The sequence below is a fragment of the Pseudomonas sp. GD04015 genome, assembly GCF_029837675.1.
GTDB classification, from domain to species: domain Bacteria; phylum Pseudomonadota; class Gammaproteobacteria; order Pseudomonadales; family Pseudomonadaceae; genus Aquipseudomonas; species Aquipseudomonas paralcaligenes.
Window position 1 is genome coordinate 198232 of sequence record NZ_JAOEEE010000006.1, and the last position, 22064, is coordinate 220295.

Here is a 22064-nt window from a genome sequence, read left to right on the forward strand (position 1 = left end):
CAGCGGAGAGCCGCCCATGTGCATGCGGGAAGACCTGCCGGCGCACTTGATCAGCGACAACGGCCTGCCGCGCTGCTGGCCGAGCGAGGTGCAATCGTGAAAGAACGCCCGATTCTGTTCAGCGGCCCGAAGGTCCGCGCCATCCTGAGCGGCCAGAAGACCGTCACCCGGCGGGTGGTCAAGGGCATCGATCCGGAGCGCCTGGGCGAGACGATGACCCGCGCGCAGTGGCAGAAGGTGAATCGCGAACTGCCGGTGGCCTTCGGTCCTACATACTTCTGCCCCTATGGCCAGCCAGGCGACCGGCTGTGGGTGCGGGAGAGCCTGCACTACGACTGCGAGTACGGCCACTACTACGCCGCAGGCGGCCGGCTCGGAGAAACGGTCTACCTCTGCTCGCTCTTCGACGATGTGAAAGCCCAGACCGGATACAGCTACGACGGCCTGCTGCCGGAGCGCTCGGTGCCGAGCATCCACCTCCATCGCCGCTACAGCCGCATCCTGCTGGAGATCGTCAGCGTCCGGGTCGAGCGCCTGCAAGACATCAGCGAGGAGCAGGCCTTGGCCGAGGGGATCGCTCATGCCGGCGACGGCCTGTTCCACGTTGAGGACAGCCAGCACCTGGCTGATGACCCACGGGAGAGCTTCGCGTCGCTGTGGGAGTCGATCAACGGCGACGGAAGCTGGGCCGCGAATCCCTGGTGCTGGGCGGTCGAGTTCAAGCGGGTGACGCCATGAGCAACTACTACCCCAAGGCCGGCCGCTGCCGCGCATGCGCCAGGCTGCACGACGACTGCAGCGCCCTTCCCTTCGAAACCATGCCGGTGCACCGCCGCGACGGCCAGGACGTGGTGGTGATCTGCACCGAGTTCAGCCAGACCAACCACGGTGCCAGCCTGCGGGCGGCGACTAGGAGCAGACCATGAGAATGGCCAAACCATCTGAGAAAGACATCGACGCCGCCGGCGAGCTGATGCAACTGCTGGATACTATCGACGCCCGGTTCGGCGGTCCCTGGTCGATTCCCGACGCACCGTGCGACCTATTCGAGTTCCTAGGCGACAAGACCTTCGACTCGGACAACACCCAACACCTGCAGGTCCTCTACAACCACCTGGCGAAGCTGCTGCGCAAGGCGCCGAGCTTCCAAGGACGGGTTATCGGAGGCATGTGCTACGTGATCATGTACGAGCGGAACGAGATCATCGACCCGAACGATGACTGTTTGGCCCTGCACCCCAAGCTGCGCGGGCTGCTGAACAATCTGGCTCCGACTCCATGAGCAGCCCCGCCACCGACTACTCGATCACCGCAGCCGACGCCAAGGAACTGGCCGGCGCCGTCCTGCTGCCGGCCGACCTACGCCGCAAGGTGCTGGAGAAGATGCGCACCCAGCGCACCGCCGACCAGATGCTCGACCTGTTCGTCCAGATACTGGGCATGGCCAACGCCGTCGCCGAGAACTGCCGAGCCATGGTGGAGATGATTCTGGTCACCGAAGGTGGCATGCACCCGCACACCGCCGAGCAGGCCAACCTGCCCACCATGTTCGGCGCGCTGATGGGCGTGCAGCTCGCGGATGGGGTCGACCCGAAGGGCACATGCCACGGCTGCGCCTACCGACTCGGCACGCCAGCGAACACCTCACACCCGACCGTCGACGATGCCGCCTACTGCCGGGAGCAGGGGAAGAAATTCTTCTGCCACGCCGAGATGGACGACCTGGGGCAGCCCACGAAGACCTGCATCGGACACTGCAAGGCCATGAAACAACAGCCATGAACGCCCCGACATTCTGCCGGAGCACCGGCGCCCGGATCTGCCGCTGCGCCTGCCCGCGCTGCACGCCGCCCGCTCCACCAACCCCGGACAACTGAACTACCACCAACACAAAGCGCGCCGGTCACCCGGCGTGGAGGACCGCTATGGCCAGGGTAATCGCACAGATGACGCTACAGCTGCCCCGCCTGATGGAGGCCAGCGAGTACCGCAAACTACGCTACGCAGGGGGTAAGCCCAGCCTGCAGCAGCTGAAAAAATGGATAGAAGAGGGAGAAATCGTGGGTGAGGTGAAGGGCGGGCTCTACTTCGTAGACCTGAACGCCGAACTGGCCGGATCGGACGACCCTCTGCTGGCCAAGATGTTGGAGATTTGACCAATGGCACCACCGCGCAGGCGCGACGCCAAGAACCGGAACCTACCGGACAATCTGTATCCGAACGGGAAATACTGGCAGTACCGAAACCCCATCACCGGAAAGAAGACCAGCATCAACAAACCGCTGGCCGAAGCGATCCGGCTGGCGAAGGCCGCCAACGCCAAGCTGTTGCCGCTGATGGCGGACGACGGCAAGCTGCTATCGCTGCTGACCGGTGAAGAAGCACCGACCGTTGAGCATGTGATCGGGCGCTTCGAGAACGAGTGGCTGCCGACGAAGACCTACGCTGCGAGCACCCTGGACGAGATCCTTATCAAGCTGGAGCGGTACAGGGCTGACCTCGGCAAGCGGATGTTCGGGCAGCTCGGCGTGCTGGAGATGGCCGAATATCTCGACCAGTACAGCAACAACGCCTACACCAAGCACCGCGGCCTATGGGTGAAGATTTTCGCGTTCGCGGTGGCCAAGGGCCTGGCAGAGCGCAACTGCGCCGAGCTAACCCTGGTGAAGGAGGAAGCGGAGAAAGTGCGTCAGCGGCACACCCTGGAGGGCGTACAGACCATCCTGGCCGCCTCTACCACCCCGGATTGGCTGCGACGCGCTATCCGCCTGGCGCTGCTGAGCCTGCAGCGGCGCGAGGACCTGGTGATCTGGGAGCGTACCGCTGTGGACATGGCGGCGAACACGATCCGAATCTCCCAGGGGAAGGCCGAGAACTACGACATCCCCATCCACCTCGAAATCGAGATGGGCCCTGACCTGCGCGCCGTAGTGCAGGAGTGCCTGGCTGATCCTATTGCCGGCCCCACTCTGCTCCGCTACCGGCCGCGCGCTCGTCGGCGGGAACAGCTCGAGGCGAAGGTGCATTGGTCCGCGATCACCGAGGACTACTTGACGAAGGAGTTTCGGAAAGCGCGGGACGCGGCCAGGGCCTATGATCACATCGAGAATCCGAAGGCGCGACCGACCATGCACGAACTGCGGGCGCTGGGCGCCTGGCTCTACGAGCAGCAAGGATTCCCGGTCGAGTATGTGCAGGCGCTGATGGGGCATGCGACCGAGGAAATGACCGCGTATTACCAATCCGGCCATGAAGAAATTCAGGTCCAATACACCCAGGTTCAGGCCGGGCTGAAGCTGTAGCACGGCATTTCGATTGCCCAGCCATTGCCCAATGTTTGCCCAAAGCAAAAAGGGCGACCCTTTCGGATCGCCCTCTAAGCCCCGCGCTACGCGGGTTTGTTTGGTAGGCACAATTGGACTCGAACCAACGACCCCCACCATGTCAAGGTGGTGCTCTAACCAACTGAGCTATGTGCCTGCAATGGAGGCGCATTTTAGGGAGATTCGCCGGGGTGTCAACACCTTTTTTCGCTAAGCCACTGAAAAAGTGGATTTTTTGCTGCACAGAGCTGCGTTGAGAATTTTGCACAGAGGCTAGCCGGCTCATTTCCAGTCGGGTAGCATCGGCTCATTCCGTAAAAAATAAGAAACGCAGGTTAAAATATGACGCACACCCCCTACCCCCAGTCCTACTACGCAGCCTCGGCCAACCCGGTGCCGGAGCGCCCGGCCCTGCAGGGCGAGACCGAGACCGATGTCTGCGTCATCGGCGCCGGCTACACCGGTCTCTCCACCGCCCTGTTCCTGCTGGAGAACGGTTTCAAGGTGACCATCGTCGAGGCGGCCAAGGTCGGATTCGGCGCCTCTGGCCGTAACGGTGGCCAGATCGTCAACAGCTACAGCCGCGACATCGACGTGATCGAGCGCACCGTCGGGGCCAAGCAGGCGCAGCTGCTCGGACAGATGGCTTTCGAAGGCGGTCGCATCATCCGCGAGCGCATCGCCCAGTACGGCATCCAGTGCGACCTGAAGGACGGCGGCGTGTTCGCTGCCAACACACCCAAGCACATGAAACACCTGGAATCGCAGAAGAAGCTGTGGGAGCGCTACGGCCACACCCAGCTTGAGCTTCTCGACGCCAAGCGCATCCGCGAGGTGGTGGATACCGACAGTTATGTCGGCGGCATGCTCGACATGAGCGGCGGCCACATCCATCCGCTCAACCTCGCGCTGGGCGAAGCCGCCGCTGTCGAATCGCTGGGCGGCGTCATCCACGAGCAGAGCCCGGCGATCCGCATCGAGCGTGGCGCCAACCCGGTGGTGCACACCCCCGGCGGCCGAGTGAAGGCCAAGTTCGTGGTGGTCGCCGGCAACGCCTACCTGGGCAACCTGCTGCCGGAGCTGGCGTCCAAATCCATGCCCTGCGGCACCCAGGTGATCACCACCGAGCCGCTGTCCGACGAGCTGGCGCGCAGCCTGCTGCCGCAGGACTACTGCGTCGAGGACTGCAACTACCTGCTGGACTACTACCGTCTCTCTGGCGACAAGCGCCTGATCTACGGCGGCGGCGTGATCTACGGTGCCCGCGATCCGGCGGACGTCGAGGCGATCATCCGGCCGAAGATGCTCAAGACCTTCCCGCAGTTGAAGGATGTGAAGATCGACTTCGCCTGGACCGGCAACTTCCTGCTGACCTTGTCGCGTCTGCCCCAGGTCGGCCGCATCGGCGACAACATCTACTACTCCCAGGGCTGCAGCGGCCACGGCGTCACCTACACCCACGTGGCCGGCAAGGCGCTGGCGGAAGCCCTGCGCGGCCAGGCCGAGCGCTTCGACGCTTTCGCCAACCTGCCGCACTACCCCTTCCCGGGCGGTCGCCTGTTCCGCGTGCCTTTCACCGCACTGGGCGCCTGGTACTACAGCCTGCGCGACAAGCTGGGCGTGTAGACGATCCGAAAGGGAAACGGCGCCATCAGGCGCCGTTTCTGCTTACAGGACGAGTATGGCCTGCGCCAGTTCGAGGTCACTCGTCTGCAGCTCCGGCAGGCGGTCGCGGACATGCCGCAAGGCTGCCTCCAGACGTGCGCCACGGATATCGCCCTGGCTGGCGATGAAACTGGCCGCATCGTCCCTGGCCTCGCGCACCACCTTGTCGTCGAAGGCCGACGAGGTGACATCGCTGATGCCATCCACCGTGTTGACCATCGCGTCGGTAGTCACGACGAAACTGCTCGCGTTCGCCGACAGGCTGACCCCGAGGGCCAGCGCCGCTAGCCAATATTTGCCATGCATGATGCAAGCTCCTGTATTGCGGACTGATTTCGGTCGGGGAGATTACCCGTAGCCTCGTTGAAGGTATAGCAGCCACCCTCGCTGAGGTAGAATGCCCGGCCGCGTCCCGCTCCAGTATTTTCCGGCTCCTCCATGCAGAATTCTTCCCCTCGCCCAGCCCTCTCCCGCCGTTTCTCCGTGGCGCCGATGATGGACTGGACCGACCGCCACTGCCGTTTCTTCCTGCGCCAGCTGTCCAGCCAGGCACTGCTGTATACCGAGATGGTCACCACCGGCGCTCTGCTGCATGGCGATGCGCAGCGCTTCCTGCGCTATCACGACTGCGAGCACCCGCTCGCCCTGCAGCTGGGCGGCAGCGATCCGGCGGACCTGGCCGCCTGTGCGCGGATGGCGGAGGCGCATGGCTATGACGAGGTCAATCTGAACGTCGGCTGCCCCAGCGACCGGGTGCAGAACAACATGATCGGCGCCTGCCTGATGGGCCATCCGCAGCTGGTGGCCGATTGCGTGAAGGCCATGCGCGACGCCGTGACCATACCGGTGACGGTCAAGCACCGCATCGGCATCAACGGCCGCGACAGCTACGCCGAGCTGTGCGACTTCGTCGGCACCGTGCGCGATGCCGGCTGTACCAGCTTCACCGTGCATGCGCGCATTGCCATCCTTGAGGGCCTGTCGCCGAAGGAGAACCGCGAGGTTCCGCCGCTGCGCTACGAGGTGGCGGCGCAGTTGAAGCAGGACTTCCCGGAGCTGGAGATCATCCTCAACGGCGGCATCAAGACGCTCGAGGAATGCCAGCATCACCTGCAGACCTTCGACGGCGTGATGCTGGGGCGCGAGGCGTATCACAACCCCTACCTGCTGGCCCAGGTCGACCAGGCGCTGTTCGGCCTCGACAAGCCCGTGATCGGCCGGGCTGAGACCCTGACGCGCCTGCGCCCCTACATCGAGGCGCACCTTGCCGAAGGCGGCGCCATGCACCACATCACCCGTCACGTTCTAGGGCTAGCCCAGGGCTTCCCGGGCGCGCGCCGCTTCCGCCAGCTGCTCTCGGTGGATGTGCACAAGACCCGCGAGCCCCTGGCGCTGCTCGACCAGGCCATCGAGCTGCTCGCCGGTCGCTGAAAAGCCCGAGCCAGACGTTGAAGCGCCCCTCGGGGCTCGGGTAAGGTCGAGGTCATCGCAAAGACAGGGCTTCGTCATGACCTCCAAGCTGGACCAACTCAAGCAGTTCACCACCGTGGTCGCCGACACCGGCGACCTCGACGCCATCAGCCGGCTCAAGCCGGTGGACGCCACCACCAATCCCTCGCTGCTGCTCAAGGCCGCCGCCCTGCCCCGTTACGCCGAGCTGCTGGACCGCGCCGTGAGTGCCTGTGCCGGCGACCTGGGGCTCGCCTGTGACCGCTTCGGCGTGGCCGTCGGCCAGGAGATCCTCAACGTGATTCCCGGGCGCATTTCCACCGAGGTGGATGCCCGTCTTTCGTTCGACACCGAGGCCACCCTGGCCCGCGCTGAGCGCATCATCGGTCTCTACGAGCAGGCCGGCGTCGGCCGCGACCGCGTGCTGATCAAGATCGCCTCCACCTGGGAAGGCATCCGCGCCGCCGAGCGCCTGGAAAAGGCCGGCATCCAGACCAACCTGACGCTGCTGTTCTCCTTCGCCCAGGCCGTGGCCTGCGCCGATGCCGGCGTGTTCCTCATCTCGCCCTTCGTCGGGCGTATCTACGACTGGTACAAGAAGGCCGAGGGCCGCGACTTCGTCGGCGCAGAAGACCCGGGCGTGAAGTCCGTTTCACGCATCTACCAGTACTACAAGGCCAACGGCTACTCCACGGTGGTCATGGGCGCCAGCTTCCGCAACCTCGGCCAGATCGAGCAGCTCGCTGGTTGCGACCGCCTGACCATCAGCCCCGAGCTGCTGCAGCAACTGGCCGACGACCAGGGCGAGTTGCCGCGCGTGCTCACGGCGAGCACGGGCGAGCCCCGCCAGGCACTGGACGAGAGCGCTTTCCGCTGGGCCATGAACGAGGACGCCATGGCCACCGAGAAGCTGGCGGAAGGCATCCGCCTGTTCGCCCGCGACCAGGAGAAGCTGGAGGCCCTGCTGGCCGCACGCCGCTGATTCCGGAGAAAACAAAAGGGGCGATGTCCGTGCGGACATCGCCCCTTTTCATATCGATGACGGCTAGCTGCGCTCCAGCGCGCTCACCAGGTCGTGAAAGGCCTCGCGGTTGGACTCGTTGAGCCCCATGAGGATGCGGTGCGCTTCCAGCACCTTGGCCTTGACCACCTCTTCCGACTGATCCTGGGACGGCAGGTCGCTCAGGCATTCCGGACAAGGAATCGGCCGGTCGACGATGTTGAACACCTGATCGAAGCCCATGGACTGCAGCAGGCGCGTGATGTCCTCGTGGGTGGTGACCACGGTGGGCAACAGGCCGATCTTCTGCCGGGACAGGATAGACAGCTTGGCCAGCAGGCCAAGGGTGGTGCTATCGATGCTGCGGGTTTCCGTCAGGTCGATGACGATCGCCGAAAAATTCAGCGCCGTGAAAATCTTCTCGATCGTTGAATCCAGTGCCGAACACAAGGTCAGGCGGACTTCGCCGACGAACTTCAGGACGAAGGTTCCATCCTGCTCGGCGAACTGGATCCTACCGGGGCTATTCCCAGGGTTCATGCAAGGTTCCTGCTCAACACCAGCAAGGCAATATCATCCGGCATATCGCGCAGATTGGCCAGACCGAAGACCTGGCGCAGCCCGTCGAGGGTGCCTCCGGCCTCGCTCACCAGCCTGGGGAGCGCGGCCTCCTTGTCTTTGAGCGTGTCGCCGGGCAAAAGGTCCAGAATACCGTCGGACATCAGGCTCAGGCTGAAGGACTGCGGCAGCTGCACGGCCAAGTCGCCGTAGCTGGCGTCCTCGAACAAACCGACCGGCAGGCCGCGGCCTTCCAGGTAGCTCGCCTTGCCCTCGCTGAACAGCACCGGCAGCGGCAGGTGGCCGCCGACGCTGTAGGTCAACTGGCCGGTCTCCTCGTCGATCACGCCACCCAGCATGGTCACGTGCTTGCCTAGCTTACAGTTGAGCAGACCACGGTTGATGTGGGCGAGCACGTCGGACGGCTTGAACTCGGGCAGCACGCCATTGCGCCGCCACTCGTAGAGCAGGCGCGTGGTCATGAACTTGAGCAGCACGGTGACGAACGCCGACGAGGCGCCGTGCCCCGAGACATCGGCCAGATAGAAGGCCACCCGCCGCTCGTCTACCCGGAAATAGTCGACGAAATCGCCGGACAGATAGAGAGAGGGAATGATCTGGTGGGCGAACTCCAGGCTGTCGGCCTGCCAGGGCGTGTTCGGCAGCATGTTCATCTGCACCTGGCGCCCGGCGTTCTGGTCTTCCTGCAGCAGGTGCAGGCTGGCCTGCAGCTCGCGGTTGGCGGTTTCCAGCTTCTCGCGGTAGCGCTGGTTTTCCAGGCGCAGGTGGGAGCGATCCAGGGCGCGGCGCACCGAGTGCTCCAGCACGGCCAGGTCTTCCAGCGGCTTGATCAGGTAGTCAGCGGCGCCCAGGCGCAGGGCCTCGACCGCATCGCTCATCACCCCGGCGCCGGACACGACGATGACCGGGACTTCGCTGTTGAGCGCGTTGATCCGGCGGATCAGCTCGAGGCCGTCGATCTGCGGCATGCGCAGATCGCAGATGATCACCTCGGGCCGCTCGCGCTCGAACACCTCCAGCCCGTGCAATCCGTTCCCGGCCTGCAGGACCTGGAAACCGCTGTCGTCGAGGTAGGCCGCGAGGCTCGCACGCACCACCTCGTCATCATCGATAATCAGCAGCTTGGCGCTGGTTTTATGCATGGGCCATCCAGGCAAACGACGCCGGAGAAGTTGAATTTGGCGCCTCGGAACAGACTGTACACCTGTGCTCGGACGATTCAAGGCGCAGACGGTACTCCCATCCGCCGGGCGATTCAAGCGGCCAGCCGATTGTCGCCGGGCGCCTTTACACCGCAAATCGGCGGGAGTTATAAGACCCTCCAGAGAGCGTCCCAAAACAAGAGGATAGGTCCATGAGCCAGAACGATCGCGCCTACAGCGAGAAACGCGACTTCATCCGCATGCGACTGGAAGCCCCCGTCACACTCCACCACGCCGGCAAGGAAATCCAGGCCCAGTGCCTCGACCTCTCCAGCACGGGCATGCAGGTGGAAGCGGACTGCCAGGTGGCCATGGGCGACAAGGTGAAGGTCCACATCCCTTCCGAGCACAGCGAACTGAAGGGGCTGGAAGCCGAGGCCGAGGTGGTGCGGATCATCCAACTGGAAGACGGCCGGAGTTCGATCGGCCTGGCCATCCTGTCGATGACCTGATCCACAGGCGGAAAGAAAGAAGGCGGCCAATGGCCGCCTTTTTCATTGCCGTGAACGACTCAGAAGTCGTCCACCACTTCGCCGTCCTTCACGCGGAACTCGCGGTTCTGCAGGTAGGCGTTGCGGATGAAGATGTACTTGTCGCCGGTCATCATCTTTTCCGCCGACAGCAGGCTGGCGCGGGTATCGATCACGTTGACGGCGCGGGTGACGTTGCGGGTCGGCACATGGTCGATGTAGGGGTACGGGCCGAGGTAGCCGTCGGGAATCTTGGCACCGGCGTCACGCACGGTGCTCGGGCCGAGGAACGGAATCACCAGATAGGGACCGCTGCCCAGCCCCCAGGCGCCCAGGGTCTGGCCGAAGTCCTCGTCGTTGCGCTGCAGGCCCATCTCGCTGGCCACGTCGAAGAAGCCCAGCAGGCCGAAGGTGGTGTTGAAGATCAGGCGGCTACCATCGACACCCGCATCGTGCACCTTGCCCTGCAGCAGGTCGTTGGCCAGGTTGCCGACGTCGCCGATATTGCGGAACACATTGTGTACACCGTCTTCGAGGAACTGCGGGGTCACCGCCTGGTAGCCCTTGGCGACGGGCTTCAGGGCGTAGGTGTCGAGCGTATCGTTGAAGCGGAAGATCGGGCGGTTGAAGCTCTCCCAGGGGTCTTCCTCGGCCGCGTTCGCCGCCAGCGGCAGCACGGCCATCGCGGCACAGGCACACAGGCGGCCCAGACGATCGAGCCAGCTCGCACCGATCATTCGCATTTGCAGTCTCCCCATCGCATCAGTAGTGTGGCGGCCCGTGGCCAGCCGGATATCCTTGCAGGCCGCGCAGTATAAACGTCGCTGTCCCGTATGGCAGCAGCATAGTGGACTCCAGCATGTCGGAAAAACGCCTGCTCCATACCGCCCACATCCCGGTGCGCTGGGGCGACATGGACAACTACGGCCACGTTAACAACACCGTCTACCTGGAATACGTCCAAGAGGCCCGGGTGGCTTGGTTCGCCAGCGTGGGCCTGGACATCGACCACGACGCCCAGGGGCCGGTGGTGCTGCAAACCCTGCACACCTACCTGAAGCCGGTGGTCCATCCCGCCACCGTGGTGGTCGAACTGTACGCCGGCCCGGTCGGGCGCAGCAGCCTGGTGGTCGAGCACCGCCTGAGCACCCTGGAAGACCCGCAGAGCTGCTACGGCGAGGGCCACTGCAAGCTGGTGTGGATCGACCACGGCGGCAATGTCTCGGTGCTCGTGCCCGACGACGTGCGCCGGGTGATGGGCGTCGATCCGTCGTAACCGGATCGTCACAGGCGCTGGCTACCCTGCCCCGAACGCTTCGGGAAACGAGTCGCCATGCCAGAACCCCAGTTCACCGCCCTGCTGTTCGGTCTGACCGGTTGCCTGGTCGACCACGGCGCCCGCACCCTGCCGGTCGCCCTGCAGCATACGGGGCTACGCCACTGCCCCGAAGACCTGCGACAACCGCAGTTGCTGGACAGCCTGCTCGCCAGCGCGAACGAGCGGGCCGAGGCGCTACCCGGCGTGATCGAGCTGCTGGAGGAGCTGGCGCTCCAGCGCCTGCCCCATGCCGCCCTGGACGAACTGCCCGCCGAAGTCGCGCGGCGCCTTGCGAGCGCCCTGCCCCGCGACGTCACCCTCTGCTGCACCGGAGACGCCCGCCCCTGGCTGGCGCCTGACAGCCTCTGGCAGGCGCTGGCCCTGTTGCAGGTGGAGTGTCTGGAAGGCTGCGTGCTGATCGCCAGTGAGCCGCGCCTGCTGCAGGCAGGACTGAATGCCGGGCTCTGGTGCATCGGCCTGGCCAGCTGCGGCTCGCCGTGCGGGCTGGCCCTGGCCGACTGGCAGGCCCTGCCCGCCGCCGAACGCGAGAAGCTGCGCGCCCAGGCCACCCTGGAACTGTACCGGCTCGGCGCCCATTCGGTAATCGACCACCCCGGCGAGTTGCCGGCGTGCCTGTACGACCTTGCTGTACGGCGCAGCAAGGGCGAAAAACCATAACCCATCGGCTCACAACCAGCCTGATTAGCTGACTTTTGGGCTCTACCCGGTTCTCATTGGCTGCCAGCAATGGACGCCGATCTCTGGTGAGATTTCACCTCGCGGCCTGCAACTCGCGTGCAGACTTTGCCAGTTCGATCAGTGCAGTCTTTTCCGCTTCGCCAGGCTCGACGCCGGCGGCCCAGGTGAGTTGGATGACAAGGCCGTTCTCGACGAAGCTGGTTTCGGCGCGCGGATTGCCGCTCTTGCAGGCAAACGACAGTTTTGCGTCCTCGCCCAGTTCCGGTACGTCGCGAGTCTGGCAATCTCCGGATCGCAGCACATCAGGTGAGAAGCCGCCATGCACCTCCATCGCAGAAAGCAGCAATACACGCGATTGCTTGTCTAGCGCCATGCAACTGTTCTCGCCATGCACCTGCACCTCGTATGGCTTGCCGCCGAACAGCTTCTTCAGGCCGCCTTCGTCGAACCAGGGGCAGGTGGTCGCCTTGCGCTGCATGTCCGCGTCATTTGCGCCGCGTAGCGCGAACTGGCCGAGTCTCGAGGCGGCCTGCACGTCGGCTTCCGTCACAGCACGTTGCAGGCTCAGCATGACGGTGATGACCAGGTGGTCCTTCTGCGCGGTGATCGAGGTGGTGCGCGAGCTTTGCGCACTACCGTTCTTCGGTTCGTAGCGGAACGCACGATCGCCCAAGGCTTTGACGTCCTTCATCGTGTATTCGCCGGCCAGTCCCTGCCGCATGCCTTCATACACATCATTGGCATCGGCTCTGGACGATTTGAACTGTTGCATGAAGCTGACCGAATTTGGCGGCGAGCGCTTGTCGGACATGAAGGTGCAGTGGCCGACTGCACCACCGACCATCGTGTGCCAGGGCGCGAACTCGGCGAAAGCCTCATCGACCTCGGAAGTCGGAAGGAAGCCGCAGTCCTCGGCAGCATGTGCTGTGGTGGCGGCAATGACGAGGATCAGCGGAAGCAGTGAACGAAAGGAGAAACAGCACATGGAAGGGCTCCTGCAAAAATGATGGTAAGTATTCTGAAGCGGATCAGGGCATGGATCCGAGGCTGTTCATACCCATGGAGCCCTGAATCATCCCTAGCCGGAAAACCTTGCGCAAGGCTCGCAGCGCGAGCCCGGCCAGTAGATTTACCGAGGCAGGAACCACCGCCCAAATTGCCCACTGCGACCTAACGTTTGGTTAAGGGGCGGGCTTTAGCCCATCCCAGCGAATAATTTTGAGCGATTCTTTAGGTGCTACTCATAAACCTTTCCGCAGTAAAGAAAAACAGCGCACTGTTGCCACGGATTTGATGAGGAAAGACCTTGGGTTAGGCCGAAGTCGCTAGCCTCAGCCCATGCGATTGCACTTTCAAGAAACGACTCAATTGTGGTGTTTTCCCAACCATTAGCGTCAGGCACATACGGTGGACTGGAGCTTCCATTTTCCTGATCAGCTGATGCAGCGCGATCTGCTGCTAATACGCGCGCAAAGACCAAAAAAGATCTCAATGTCTTTGACCTGCTCAAGTAATTTGCTTGCGCCCACTATTTTGCACCTAACTCCTGAGTTAAGCCGTGCCACGAAGTAGTATCGGCTTGAATGAGTTATTAGACTCCACCGTCAATGTCGGTGGGGATTGACTGCATGAACGAGTCAATTTCCAATCCGTACGGTTGATATGGGTTTCGGGCCATCGATGGGTTTATATCGATAACAGAAGAAAGCCAGGTAACGAGGTCGCGAAACGCTAGCTCGACCTTCTCCCGAGTTGGACTAGCATGAAGCCCTGAGTTGAAAAGCTCGATGATGCGGTCTGCCTCCTTTCCAAGAGCCTTCAGGTGACCAGCTGATGCGTCGGTGCTAGAAAGAGCCTTCTCAATATACGCCCAAAGGCGATTTTTGTACTGAGCGGGACCGACTTTGCGCCCGTTCCAGTCAACCTCCTGAGGAGGAAATAGAGCGTCTGCGGTTCGTTCAAGCAGCCGCCTACCCGAAAGAGCCGCTTGAGCATAGTCCTCTTCAGTCTCAGCTCGTTCTAGTGTTCGCGCCGCCGCTGCTAATGCATCAAACAGTTTTGGGTGGAGTTCTTCTAGGCTGTGCGCAATTGCCGACGCATCATCATCGCTCAAGGCAGGCAACTTGGAGCAGAAGGACTTAAATGACTCTACCCGCTTGAAATGTTCCAGAGAGTCATAATTGTCGAAGATTGTCCGACGAGCACCTTGATCCTCGCATTCAACTTCAAAGCCATCTCGTTCAAATGCCTCCCTCAAGCAAACATTGTGATCTTCGTTATGACCCATGTCATAGAAGATGACGCACCTTGTTCCTGTTAACCTGCACGTCTCGCTCAAGCTGTTTCGAAAAAACTGCAGATGAAGCGGTCTAGAGAAAATCACATCCATACAGCCTAAGTAAAAGTCAGCAGACTGCAGCTTATCGTTTAGATTTTCCGCTGCAGCCTGCGTCATGTTTTGAAACAACCAACAGTAGACGGTCGCAGTAGTGTATGTCGACTCCAGCTGAGGCTTTTTTAGCCGGTCGAATGAGACGGACACATACACAGCGCGACACAGTTTATCGAGAGCGTCGTAAGTCCGGTCTTTGCTTTGAGACACTGCACTGAAAGTGAGTATGTCACCCAGGGAAACTCGCATCGAGCGCGACTCCCCTTGTAGGACATTCGCACCTAGAACCAAGTCCATCACCGGGCCGCCGTAGTAGCCTCCCAAGGCTGGATGATCTGAATTGAAGAGAAATGCTACGTTCATGGGGCCTCGGTTGGATAAAGTGGGGGCTAACAATTATTAGACGACATTACTGTCGCATAACATCCTTACAGAAGTTCGGATAATGGGTCGCCTTATACGCTAACATTTTGATATCCATGCGAGTCGAGAGGGTAAACGCGACATCAGCAGAACGAAAAGCGCCCCCAGAGGCGATGGAGGAACATAAAAGCTGTCTAGAGTGAGTGTCGAAACCACAGTGTAAGACATAGCGGAAAAATGCGGCTTGGTGTTGGCTGCAATGTCAGAAGGACCGGATTCTGCGAAGTAGTGCAAGGCACCGAACGGAACGAAAAACCCTGACACCCAAAACTTGCCCTGGATCAGGCGAGCGTCCCCGGCCTGGATTAACCTTCAGCCATATGCAGCGAACCCGGAACGAAAGGTCCGGTCCACTCTGCGATAGCCATGAAGGAGACAACCATGTCCGTACGCCTGCAGCACTATTTCCAGCAACTGCGCGAGGAGCTCGCGACCGACGCGCCGCTGGACGTCGATGATCGCGCCGCGCTGCTCGAACTGATGCAGGAGATCGACCTCAAGCTGGCCAGGGAACTGGCCAGCGACCCCGACGCCACCCTGGTCGACGGCGTCAACCTGGCGGTCGAGCGCTTCGAGAGCCAGCACCCCACCCTGACCGGCACCCTGCGCAACATCCTGCAGAGCCTGGCCAACATGGGTATCTGATTTTCGCCCCGCAACGAAAAACGCCCCCTCCGGTCTGGCCGGAGGGGGCGTTTCTGCACATCGACTTCTGAATCAGTCTTCGCGGTAGCGACGCAGCTTCAGGGACTTGCCGGCGACGCGGGTGTCCTTGAGTTTGCCGAGCAGACGATCCAGGCCGTCTTCCGGCAGCTCGATCAGGCTGAAGGTCTCGCGGATCTGGATGCGGCCGATCGCATCACGCTGCAGGCCACCCTCGTTGAGGATGGCGCCCAGCAGGTTCTTCGCGGCGATGCCGTCACGCGCGCCCAAGGCGGTGCGGCAGCGGGCCTTGCCTTCGCTCGGCGCGGCCATCGGGCGACGCTCGCGGACTTCACCACGGTCACCGCGGTCGTACGAACGCTCGGGACGGTCGCCGTCACGCTCGCGACGCTCGCGCGGGGCACCGACGCTCGGCACCAGCGGCTGCTCGCGCTCGACGCTGGCCAGATCCAGGGCCTGGCCACCGGTGGCCTTCTTCAGCAGGGCCGCGGCCAGGGCGCGCGGGCTGCAACCGATATCGGCGATCAGGCGATCCAGCAGGGCGCCATGGCTGGCTTCCGCGTCGGCGGTCAACGGAGTGAGGCTGGTGGTGAGCTTCTTGATGCGGGCGTCCAGCACCTGCTGCGGGTTGGGCAGCTTGACCTCGCCGACCTTCTGCCCGGTGACGCGCTCGATCACCTGCAGCATGCGGCGCTCACGCGGGGTCACCAGCAGCAGGGCGCGGCCATCGCGACCGGCACGGCCGGTACGGCCGATACGGTGCACGTAGGACTCCGGGTCGTACGGCATGTCGACGTTGAGCACGTGGGTGATGCGCGGCACGTCGATGCCACGGGCGGCCACGTCGGTGGCGACCACGATGTCCAGGCGGCCGTCCTTGAGCGATTCGATCACGCGCTCACGCTGGTTCTGGGCGATATCGCCGTTCAGCGCGGCGGCCTTGTAGCCCTTGGCTTCCAGGGCGCCGGCCAGGTCCAGGGTGGCCTGCTTGGTGCGCACGAAGGCAATCAGGGCGTCGAAGTCCTCGACTTCCAGCAGGCGGGTCACGGCGTTGATCTTCTGATCGGCGTGGATCATCAGGTGCGCCTGCTCGATGCGCGACACGGTCTGGGTCTTGGCCGCGATCTTGACGTGCTTCGGCTCGCGCAGGTGCTTCTCGGCGATCTCGCGGATGGAGTGCGGCAGGGTCGCGGAGAACAGCACGCTCTGGCGAGTGGCCGGCATGGCCTGGAAGATCACTTCCAGGTCGTCCATGAAGCCGAGCTTGAGCATCTCGTCGGCTTCATCCAGCACCAGGTGGCGGATGGTCGACAGCAGTTGGTCGTTACGGCTCAGGTGGTCGACCAGGCGGCCCGGAGTGGCGACGATGATCTGCGCGCCCATGCGCAGGGACTTGAGCTGCGGGCCCATGGGCGCGCCGCCATACACGGCCACGACGTTCACGCCGGGCATCTGCTTGGAGTAGGTCTCGAACGCGGTGGCCACCTGCAGGGCCAGTTCGCGGGTCGGCGCCAGGATCAGCGCCTGGGGCTCGCGCTTGGCCGGGTCGATCCTGGAGAGGATCGGCAGGGCGAAGGCGGCGGTCTTGCCGGTGCCGGTCTGGGCCTGGCCGATCATGTCGTGGCCGGCCAGGATCATCGGGATCGCTTGGGCCTGGATGGGGGACGGCTCTTCGTAACCGACCGCGGTCAGTGCGGCGAGAATGGAGGGATGAAGGCCGAGATCGGCAAAGGTGCCGGTTTCCTGGGTCATGGGTCTGCCTCTGTGTGCATCCGCAAAAACCCAGGAACAAAGGCTGCGCATGCCGTGTAAGACCTTGTGGGTCACCCTGGCAGCCGATCGACGGGTATTTGCGAAAACGATGGATGAAACGTCAAGGGTAGTCCGCGCGGGCGGACCAGCAGCGAAGCCGGGCTTCGTGAAATTGACGGGGCCAGTTTTGGCCGGGCGCGAATCATACAGGAAAAAGCTGACTACGGGTCGGGATTTTGCGCCATCCGGCCGAACGGCGCGCTCAGGTGGCCGGGCGCAGCACGTCCAGCAGCGGCTGCAGGGAGTAGCCCAGGCGCGGTTTGAGTGCCTCGGCGCGGGCCGTGAGGGCATCGAGGCCGAGGGGCTGGTCGAGGTCCGCCGGCACCAGCAGGACGACGTTGCCCTCCTTCACCGGAATCTCCCAGTAGTGGCGGTGGTACAGGCCGCGCAGTAAGGCCGCGCCCAGCGGCCGGCCGTCGTCCGTGCCCCACTGGTTGATCACCAGCCATCCGCCGGGATTGAGGCGCTTCTGGCAGTTCTCCAGGAAGCGCCAGGCCAGGTGGCCGGCGGCCGGACCGGTGTCGGTGTAGAGGTCGACGAAGATCAGGTCGGCCGACTCGGCGCTGTCCAGCAGTTCCAGAGCGTCGCCGATGCGCACGGTCAGGCGCGGGTCGTCGGCCAGGCCCAGGTGGCGCATGGCCAGGCGCGGCACGTCGGGGCGCAGTTCGATCACCTCGACATCGTCCAGCGGCAGGAACTTCAGGCACGCCTGGGTCAGGGTGCCACCACCGAGGCCGAGGAACAGCGCGGACTCCGGCGCCTCGTGGCACAGCGCGCCGATCAGCATGGCGCGGGTGTAGTCGTACTCCAGCCAAGCCGGGTCGCGGGTGTAGGTGCAGCTCTGCTCGATGGCCTCGCCGAACTCGAGGAAGCGGTAGTCGCCCACCTCCAGCACGCGGATCACGCCCCAGTCGTCGCGCACTTCCTCCAGCAGGATTTCCTCGCGCAGGTCGCTCATTGGCCGAGCCCCTGGCGGAACTGCCCGGGGGTGATCCCGCTCCAGCGCCGGAAGGCCTTGGCGAAGGCGCTCTCGTCGGAGAAGCCGAGCCCTTCGGCGACCTCGGCCACCCGTGGCGATTCGCGCAGGCGCTGCTCGGCCATCTGGTGCAGCACCTGGTCGCGCAGCAGCTTGAAGCTGGTGCCTTCGTCGGCCAGCTTGCGGTTCAGGTGACGGCCGCTCAGCTCCAGCTGTTCGGCGATGCGCTCCTTGCCCCAGCGCGGCTGCTGGCGCAGCAGTTGCTGCACCCGCGCCGCCAGGCTCTGATTGCCGAGGCGCTCCAGCAGGCTGTCGGCCAGGCCGCGCAGGTGCTCGCGCATCAGCGCGTTGGCCTGGATCAGCGGCATGCCCAGGTCGGCGCGATCGAACACCAGGGCATTGTCATCGGCGCCGAAACACAACGGGCAGCCAAGCAGTTCGATGTAGCGTGCCTCGGCCGCGCGCGGCGGATGGGCGAAGTGCAGCTCCAGCGGCTGGATGCGCTCGCCGGTGATCCAGCGCGCCATGTGCACCAGGCTGGCCAGCACCGCCTCCACCCGCTCCTCGCGGCGCACCTGGTAGTGCGGCAGGTAGACCAGGCGCAGTTGGTCGCCCTCCTCGACCAGGCCGAACTCGCCGCCCTCGCCGACGATGGGGTAGTACTCCAGCAGCGCTTCCAGCGCCTCGCCCAGGGTCTCGCAGCTCATCAGCAGCGCGCCGACCATGTCCAGGTGCCCGACCTGCAGGGCACTGCCCAGGCGCAGGCCGATCAGCGGGTCATGGGCGGCGACGCAGAAGGCTTCCCACAGCGCCTCCTGGCGCGCCAGCGGGATGCGTGCCTCCTGGCCGAGCAAGCGCAGCTCGGCGGGCAGCGGCAGGGCCAGGCGCTCGGCGGCCTGGAGGATGGCCTGGGCGTAGTGGACGGTGACCGAAGGCGGGTTGCTCATGGAGTCCTGAATTAACCGGAAGAGGTCCTGTTTGAGCCGTTACGGCATGCAGGTGGCTGCATATGCTTGCGGAACATAACCAGAAAGACAATCGAGTAGCCTTGCATGCATGCCATCATCGGCGCCGGCCCCATGGGGCTGGCCGCTGCACGTCAGTTGCAGCGCCATGGTATCCCTTTCGTCGGCTTCGAACTGCACCACGATGTCGGCGGCCTGTGGGATATCGCCAACCCGCACAGCACCATGTACGAGTCGGCCCACCTGATCTCGTCCAAGGGCATGACCCAGTTCGACGAGTTTCCCATGGCGGACGACGTGCCTCCCTACCCGCACCATAGCCAGATCGGCCGCTACTTCCGCGACTACGCCGAACGCTTCGGCCTGCGCCAGCACTACCGGTTCGATACCCGGGTGGTGCGCGTCGAGCGCCTGAGCCGGGGCTGGCGGCTGGTCAGCGAGCACGGCGGCAGCCAGCGCGAGTGGCAGTTCGACGGCGTGCTGATCGCCAACGGCACCCTGCACACGCCCAACCAGCCGGCGCTGCCCGGCCGCTTCACCGGCGAGCTGCTGCATTCTTCTGCCTACAAGAGCGCGGAGGTGTTCGCCGGCAAGTGCGTGCTGGTGGTCGGCTGCGGCAACTCGGCCTGCGACATCGCCGTGGACGCCGTGCACCGGGCCAAATCGGTGGACCTGTCGGTGCGCCGCGGCTACCACTTCCTGCCCAAGTTCATCCTCGGCCGGCCCACCGACACCTTCGGCGGCGCGGTGAAGCTGCCGCGCCGGCTCAAGCAGCTGGTCGACGGCCTGGTGGCCCGCATCCTGGTCGGCAAGCCCTCGCAGTACGGCCTGCCCGACCCGGACTACCGCCTGTACGAGTCGCACCCGGTGATGAACTCCCTGGTGCTGCACCATATCGGCCACGGCGATATCCGGCCGCGCGGCGACATCCGCGCGGTGGAAGGCAGGACCGTGATCTTCGCCGACGGCCGTCAGGACGAGTACGACCTGATCCTGCAGGCCACGGGCTACCAGCTCGACTACCCCTTCATCGACCGCGCCGAGCTGAACTGGCCGGACGGCGCCGATGCCCCGCAGCTCTACCTCAACGTATTCCACCCACAGCACGACGACCTGTTCATGCTCGGCATGATCGAGGCCTCGGGCCTGGGCTGGCAGGGTCGCGCCGAACAGGCCGAACTGGTCGCCCTGGCGATCCGCCAGCAGCTGGACGGCCGTTCTTCGGCCAGGGCCTTGCGCGACACCGTGCAGCAACGCGCCGGCCAGCGCCTGGACGGCGGCTACGCCTACCTGAAGCTGCCGCGCATGGCCTACTACGTGCACAAGACCAGTTACCGCGCCGCACTCAAGGCACATATCGCCGAGCTGCGCTGCGACCTCGCGCCCACCACCCAGCCCGAGGAGCGGCCCGATGCCCAGCGTCAATCTTGAGTTCTCGCCCACGGCGATGATCGCCCTCAACGCCATCATCGCCCTGATGATGTTCGGCGTGTCCCTGGAGCTGCGCGCGGAGGACTTCAGCCGCATCGTCCGCGCGCCCAAGGCGCCGGCCATCGGCATGCTGGTGCAGTTCCTGCTGCTGCCGGCGACCACCTGCGGCCTGACCATGCTGCTGCCGATCGACCCGCAGCTGGCCCTGGGCATGATCCTGGTCGCCACCTGTCCCAGCGGCACCTTCTCCAACATCATGACCTGGCTGGCGCGCGGCAACGTGGCGGTGTCGGCCAGCGTCACCGCGGTGTCCAGCCTCACCGCCGGTATCTTCACCCCGCTCAACTTCGCCCTGTACGCCGGGCTCAACCCGAGCACCCGAGCGCTGCTCACCGAGATCAGCGTCGATCCGCTGGAGCTGCTGGCCATGGTGGTGCTGGTGCTGATCGTGCCGATGCTCGCCGGCATGGCCCTGGGCAGGCGCCGTCCGCGACTGGCACGCAAGCTGGAGAAGCCGCTGCGGCACTTCTCCCTGCTGGTGCTGGTGGCCTTCGTCGGCGGCGCCTTCGCCAAGAACTTCGCGCAGTTCGTCGAGCACTTCCACCTGTTCTTCTGGCTGGTGGTGCTGCTCAACTCGATGGCCCTGGGCCTTGGCTACCTGTGCGCCCGGCTGTGGCGGTTGAGCGACGCCGACGTGCGCGCGGTAACGCTGGAGACCGGCATCCACAACTCGGCCCTGGGCATGGCACTGATCTTCACCTTCTTCCCCCAGGCCGGCGGCATGCTGCTGATTGCCGCCTTCTGGGGCTGCTGGCAACTGCTGGCCGGGCTGGTGCTGGCCCTGCTCTGGGCGCGGCGCCCCCTTGGCGACCTGGCCGAACAGCGTGGGAGCGGCCTTGGCCGCGATTACCAGCCATGACTTCGCATCGCGGCCAAGGCCGCTCCCACAAGAACACTCCCGCGACCGTCCTGATCACCGGCGCCGCCAGCGGCCTGGGCTGGGCGCTGGCCAAGGCCTGCCACGCCCGCGGCCACAGCCTGCTGCTCACCGATATCGACGCTGCCGGCCTGGCCGCGCGGGTGGCCGAGCTGGACAGCGACCGGGTCGAGGCGCTGTCGGGCGACATCACCGACCCGGCCCTGCATCGCCAGCTGGTCGACGCCTGCCGCGCGGTGTTCGGCCGTCTCGACCTGCTGATCAACAACGCCGGCATCACCCACCGCTCGCCGACCCTGCTCACTCGCCCCGAGGTGCTGCGCAAGGTGATGGCGGTGGACTACCACGCGCCGCTGGAACTGACCCTGGCCGCCGCCGACCTGCTGCGCGAGAGCCGTGGCCGGGTGGCCTGCATCGGCTCCATGGCCGGCTGGATGCCGGTCCTCGGCCGTGCCGGTTACTGCGCGGCGAAGGCAGCCCTGGCGCAGAGCTTCGAGGTGCTGCGCGCCGAGTTGGCGCAGGACGGCGTGAGCCTGCTGATGGTCTACCCGAGCTTTCTCGACACCCCCATCGACCGCAACGCCCTTGGCGCCGACGGCCAGCCGGCCGGCCACGCCCGCTCGACCCTGGGCAGCGTGCGCAGCGCCGCGTGGATGGCCGGGGAAATCCTTAACGCCCTGGAAAGCGGCCGCGAGCGGCTGTTCCCGGACCGCGGCAGCTGGCTCGCCAGCCTGCTCTGGCGCATCGCGCCAGGCCTGTA

At 64.4% G+C, this 22064-nt stretch carries 24 protein-coding genes, 1 tRNA gene and 1 pseudogene; 16 read left to right on the forward strand and 10 right to left on the reverse strand.

From position 1 onward, the window contains the following. Nucleotides 1-96: 96 nt before the first annotated feature. The 6 genes from N7640_RS07670 to N7640_RS07695 all read left to right on the forward strand — a co-directional run bounded on the left by N7640_RS07670 (nucleotide 97) and on the right by N7640_RS07695 (nucleotide 3302). Complete coding sequence (locus N7640_RS07670) at nucleotides 97-738, forward strand: hypothetical protein (RefSeq protein ID WP_279902507.1); 642 nt, start codon at nucleotides 97-99, stop codon at nucleotides 736-738. Next, entirely contained in the window at nucleotides 735-926 is a 192-nt protein-coding gene (locus N7640_RS07675) for a hypothetical protein (protein ID WP_279902508.1), read from the forward strand. Before N7640_RS07670 ends, N7640_RS07675 begins: the two co-directional genes overlap by 4 nt. A gap of 2 nt (nucleotides 927-928) precedes the next feature. Then, on the forward strand, nucleotides 929-1282 hold the full coding sequence (locus tag N7640_RS07680) for a hypothetical protein (RefSeq protein ID WP_279902509.1): 354 nt from the start codon (nucleotides 929-931) through the stop codon (nucleotides 1280-1282). Further along, nucleotides 1279-1782 carry a hypothetical protein gene (locus N7640_RS07685; RefSeq protein WP_279902510.1) on the forward strand — a complete coding sequence of 168 codons (504 nt, stop codon included), beginning with the start codon at nucleotides 1279-1281 and terminating at the stop codon, nucleotides 1780-1782. Before N7640_RS07680 ends, N7640_RS07685 begins: the two co-directional genes overlap by 4 nt. A gap of 143 nt (nucleotides 1783-1925) precedes the next feature. Next, nucleotides 1926-2156, forward strand: a complete 231-nt coding sequence (locus tag N7640_RS07690) for a hypothetical protein (protein ID WP_279902511.1) — start codon at nucleotides 1926-1928, stop codon at nucleotides 2154-2156. A gap of 3 nt (nucleotides 2157-2159) precedes the next feature. Next, nucleotides 2160-3302 (forward strand): tyrosine-type recombinase/integrase, encoded by a 1143-nt coding sequence (locus tag N7640_RS07695; RefSeq protein ID WP_279902512.1) that lies wholly within the window; start codon nucleotides 2160-2162, stop codon nucleotides 3300-3302. A gap of 101 nt (nucleotides 3303-3403) precedes the next feature. On the opposite strand, the gene N7640_RS07700 is transcribed toward N7640_RS07695, so the two are convergent. Further along, nucleotides 3404-3480, reverse strand: a tRNA-Val gene (locus tag N7640_RS07700). Between the two features lie 185 nt (nucleotides 3481-3665). On the opposite strand from N7640_RS07700, the gene N7640_RS07705 reads away from it, so the two are divergent. Then, nucleotides 3666-4949, forward strand: coding sequence for an FAD-binding oxidoreductase (locus N7640_RS07705; protein WP_279902513.1), 1284 nt, complete (start codon nucleotides 3666-3668; stop codon nucleotides 4947-4949). 42 nt (nucleotides 4950-4991) lie between these two features. On the opposite strand, the gene N7640_RS07710 is transcribed toward N7640_RS07705, so the two are convergent. Then, a complete protein-coding gene (locus N7640_RS07710) occupies nucleotides 4992-5294 on the reverse strand; it encodes a DUF2388 domain-containing protein (protein ID WP_279902514.1) in 303 nt (100 codons plus the stop codon). 132 nt (nucleotides 5295-5426) lie between these two features. Here N7640_RS07710 and dusA point away from each other — a divergent pair, with 132 nt between their 5' ends. Beyond that, on the forward strand, nucleotides 5427-6419 hold the full coding sequence (gene dusA, locus N7640_RS07715) for a tRNA dihydrouridine(20/20a) synthase DusA (RefSeq protein ID WP_279902515.1): 993 nt from the start codon (nucleotides 5427-5429) through the stop codon (nucleotides 6417-6419). 76 nt (nucleotides 6420-6495) lie between these two features. Continuing rightward, nucleotides 6496-7419: a transaldolase gene (gene tal / locus N7640_RS07720; protein ID WP_279902516.1), complete on the forward strand. Its 924-nt coding sequence runs from the start codon at nucleotides 6496-6498 to the stop codon at nucleotides 7417-7419. 63 nt (nucleotides 7420-7482) lie between these two features. On the opposite strand, the gene rssC is transcribed toward tal, so the two are convergent. Both rssC and rssB read right to left on the reverse strand, forming a co-directional pair. Then, entirely contained in the window at nucleotides 7483-7977 is a 495-nt protein-coding gene (gene rssC / locus N7640_RS07725) for an anti-sigma factor antagonist RssC (protein ID WP_220814202.1), read from the reverse strand. Continuing rightward, on the reverse strand, nucleotides 7974-9158 hold the full coding sequence (rssB, locus tag N7640_RS07730) for a two-component system response regulator RssB (protein WP_279902517.1): 1185 nt from the start codon (nucleotides 9156-9158) through the stop codon (nucleotides 7974-7976). Before rssB ends, rssC begins: the two co-directional genes overlap by 4 nt. A 212-nt stretch (nucleotides 9159-9370) precedes the next feature. Between rssB and N7640_RS07735 the strand changes: the two genes are divergently transcribed. Continuing rightward, the gene (locus tag N7640_RS07735; protein WP_279902518.1) at nucleotides 9371-9670 is read left to right on the forward strand and encodes a PilZ domain-containing protein; all 300 of its coding nucleotides are present in this window, start codon (nucleotides 9371-9373) and stop codon (nucleotides 9668-9670) included. Between the two features lie 59 nt (nucleotides 9671-9729). Here N7640_RS07735 and N7640_RS07740 read toward each other — a convergent pair whose 3' ends face one another. After that, nucleotides 9730-10431 carry a VacJ family lipoprotein gene (locus tag N7640_RS07740; RefSeq protein ID WP_279902519.1) on the reverse strand — a complete coding sequence of 234 codons (702 nt, stop codon included), beginning with the start codon at nucleotides 10429-10431 and terminating at the stop codon, nucleotides 9730-9732. 116 nt (nucleotides 10432-10547) lie between these two features. Between N7640_RS07740 and N7640_RS07745 the strand changes: the two genes are divergently transcribed. Further along, the gene (locus N7640_RS07745; RefSeq protein ID WP_279902520.1) at nucleotides 10548-10964 is read left to right on the forward strand and encodes an acyl-CoA thioesterase; all 417 of its coding nucleotides are present in this window, start codon (nucleotides 10548-10550) and stop codon (nucleotides 10962-10964) included. A 57-nt stretch (nucleotides 10965-11021) separates the two neighbouring features. Continuing rightward, nucleotides 11022-11684 (forward strand): HAD family phosphatase, encoded by a 663-nt coding sequence (locus tag N7640_RS07750; RefSeq protein WP_279902521.1) that lies wholly within the window; start codon nucleotides 11022-11024, stop codon nucleotides 11682-11684. Between the two features lie 94 nt (nucleotides 11685-11778). Here N7640_RS07750 and N7640_RS07755 read toward each other — a convergent pair whose 3' ends face one another. Together N7640_RS07755 and N7640_RS07760 are read right to left on the reverse strand one after the other, a co-directional pair. Beyond that, nucleotides 11779-12690, reverse strand: coding sequence for a hypothetical protein (locus tag N7640_RS07755; RefSeq protein WP_279902522.1), 912 nt, complete (start codon nucleotides 12688-12690; stop codon nucleotides 11779-11781). Nucleotides 12691-13296: 606 nt separating this feature from the next. Then, nucleotides 13297-14460: a hypothetical protein gene (locus tag N7640_RS07760; RefSeq protein WP_279902523.1), complete on the reverse strand. Its 1164-nt coding sequence runs from the start codon at nucleotides 14458-14460 to the stop codon at nucleotides 13297-13299. A 441-nt stretch (nucleotides 14461-14901) separates the two neighbouring features. On the opposite strand from N7640_RS07760, the gene N7640_RS07765 reads away from it, so the two are divergent. Then, on the forward strand, nucleotides 14902-15165 hold the full coding sequence (locus tag N7640_RS07765; RefSeq protein WP_279902524.1) for a DUF4404 family protein: 264 nt from the start codon (nucleotides 14902-14904) through the stop codon (nucleotides 15163-15165). A gap of 72 nt (nucleotides 15166-15237) precedes the next feature. Here N7640_RS07765 and N7640_RS07770 read toward each other — a convergent pair. The 3 genes and pseudogenes from N7640_RS07770 to N7640_RS07780 all read right to left on the reverse strand — a co-directional run bounded on the left by N7640_RS07770 (nucleotide 15238) and on the right by N7640_RS07780 (nucleotide 18918). Continuing rightward, nucleotides 15238-16969: pseudogene (locus N7640_RS07770) on the reverse strand (DEAD/DEAH box helicase). A gap of 228 nt (nucleotides 16970-17197) precedes the next feature. Continuing rightward, complete coding sequence (locus N7640_RS07775; protein WP_279902525.1) at nucleotides 17198-17953, reverse strand: spermidine synthase; 756 nt, start codon at nucleotides 17951-17953, stop codon at nucleotides 17198-17200. Then, nucleotides 17950-18918 (reverse strand): AraC family transcriptional regulator, encoded by a 969-nt coding sequence (locus tag N7640_RS07780; RefSeq protein ID WP_279902526.1) that lies wholly within the window; start codon nucleotides 18916-18918, stop codon nucleotides 17950-17952. Before N7640_RS07780 ends, N7640_RS07775 begins: the two co-directional genes overlap by 4 nt. A gap of 105 nt (nucleotides 18919-19023) precedes the next feature. Here N7640_RS07780 and N7640_RS07785 point away from each other — a divergent pair, with 105 nt between their 5' ends. The 3 genes from N7640_RS07785 to N7640_RS07795 all read left to right on the forward strand — a co-directional run. Further along, the gene (locus N7640_RS07785) at nucleotides 19024-20367 is read left to right on the forward strand and encodes an NAD(P)-binding domain-containing protein (protein WP_279902527.1); all 1344 of its coding nucleotides are present in this window, start codon (nucleotides 19024-19026) and stop codon (nucleotides 20365-20367) included. Further along, nucleotides 20348-21286, forward strand: coding sequence for a bile acid:sodium symporter family protein (locus tag N7640_RS07790; RefSeq protein WP_279902528.1), 939 nt, complete (start codon nucleotides 20348-20350; stop codon nucleotides 21284-21286). The genes N7640_RS07785 and N7640_RS07790 overlap by 20 nt, the downstream gene beginning before the upstream one ends. Further along, nucleotides 21283-22064, forward strand: a 782-nt coding sequence (locus N7640_RS07795; protein ID WP_279906189.1) for an SDR family NAD(P)-dependent oxidoreductase, incomplete at its 3' end; no start/stop codon positions are given. The genes N7640_RS07790 and N7640_RS07795, both read left to right, overlap by 4 nt.

Excerpts from the sequence above, each read along its gene's own strand:
- N7640_RS07675 (WP_279902508.1), top strand. The coding sequence starts at position 735 with ATGAGCAACTACTACCCCAAGGCCGGCCGCTGCCGCGCATGCGCCAGG.
- N7640_RS07680 (WP_279902509.1), top strand. The coding sequence starts at position 929 with ATGGCCAAACCATCTGAGAAAGACATCGACGCCGCCGGCGAGCTGATG.
- N7640_RS07685 (WP_279902510.1), top strand. The coding sequence starts at position 1,279 with ATGAGCAGCCCCGCCACCGACTACTCGATCACCGCAGCCGACGCCAAG.
- N7640_RS07690 (WP_279902511.1), top strand. The coding sequence starts at position 1,926 with ATGGCCAGGGTAATCGCACAGATGACGCTACAGCTGCCCCGCCTGATG.
- N7640_RS07695 (WP_279902512.1), top strand. The coding sequence starts at position 2,160 with ATGGCACCACCGCGCAGGCGCGACGCCAAGAACCGGAACCTACCGGAC.
- N7640_RS07705 (WP_279902513.1), top strand. The coding sequence starts at position 3,666 with ATGACGCACACCCCCTACCCCCAGTCCTACTACGCAGCCTCGGCCAAC.
- N7640_RS07710 (WP_279902514.1), bottom strand. The coding sequence starts at position 5,294 with ATGCATGGCAAATATTGGCTAGCGGCGCTGGCCCTCGGGGTCAGCCTG.
- dusA (WP_279902515.1), top strand. The coding sequence starts at position 5,427 with ATGCAGAATTCTTCCCCTCGCCCAGCCCTCTCCCGCCGTTTCTCCGTG.
- tal (WP_279902516.1), top strand. The coding sequence starts at position 6,496 with ATGACCTCCAAGCTGGACCAACTCAAGCAGTTCACCACCGTGGTCGCC.
- rssC (WP_220814202.1), bottom strand. The coding sequence starts at position 7,977 with ATGAACCCTGGGAATAGCCCCGGTAGGATCCAGTTCGCCGAGCAGGAT.
- rssB (WP_279902517.1), bottom strand. The coding sequence starts at position 9,158 with ATGCATAAAACCAGCGCCAAGCTGCTGATTATCGATGATGACGAGGTG.
- N7640_RS07735 (WP_279902518.1), top strand. The coding sequence starts at position 9,371 with ATGAGCCAGAACGATCGCGCCTACAGCGAGAAACGCGACTTCATCCGC.
- N7640_RS07740 (WP_279902519.1), bottom strand. The coding sequence starts at position 10,431 with ATGCGAATGATCGGTGCGAGCTGGCTCGATCGTCTGGGCCGCCTGTGT.
- N7640_RS07745 (WP_279902520.1), top strand. The coding sequence starts at position 10,548 with ATGTCGGAAAAACGCCTGCTCCATACCGCCCACATCCCGGTGCGCTGG.
- N7640_RS07750 (WP_279902521.1), top strand. The coding sequence starts at position 11,022 with ATGCCAGAACCCCAGTTCACCGCCCTGCTGTTCGGTCTGACCGGTTGC.
- N7640_RS07755 (WP_279902522.1), bottom strand. The coding sequence starts at position 12,690 with ATGTGCTGTTTCTCCTTTCGTTCACTGCTTCCGCTGATCCTCGTCATT.
- N7640_RS07760 (WP_279902523.1), bottom strand. The coding sequence starts at position 14,460 with ATGAACGTAGCATTTCTCTTCAATTCAGATCATCCAGCCTTGGGAGGC.
- N7640_RS07765 (WP_279902524.1), top strand. The coding sequence starts at position 14,902 with ATGTCCGTACGCCTGCAGCACTATTTCCAGCAACTGCGCGAGGAGCTC.
- N7640_RS07775 (WP_279902525.1), bottom strand. The coding sequence starts at position 17,953 with ATGAGCGACCTGCGCGAGGAAATCCTGCTGGAGGAAGTGCGCGACGAC.
- N7640_RS07780 (WP_279902526.1), bottom strand. The coding sequence starts at position 18,918 with ATGAGCAACCCGCCTTCGGTCACCGTCCACTACGCCCAGGCCATCCTC.
- N7640_RS07785 (WP_279902527.1), top strand. The coding sequence starts at position 19,024 with ATGCATGCCATCATCGGCGCCGGCCCCATGGGGCTGGCCGCTGCACGT.
- N7640_RS07790 (WP_279902528.1), top strand. The coding sequence starts at position 20,348 with ATGCCCAGCGTCAATCTTGAGTTCTCGCCCACGGCGATGATCGCCCTC.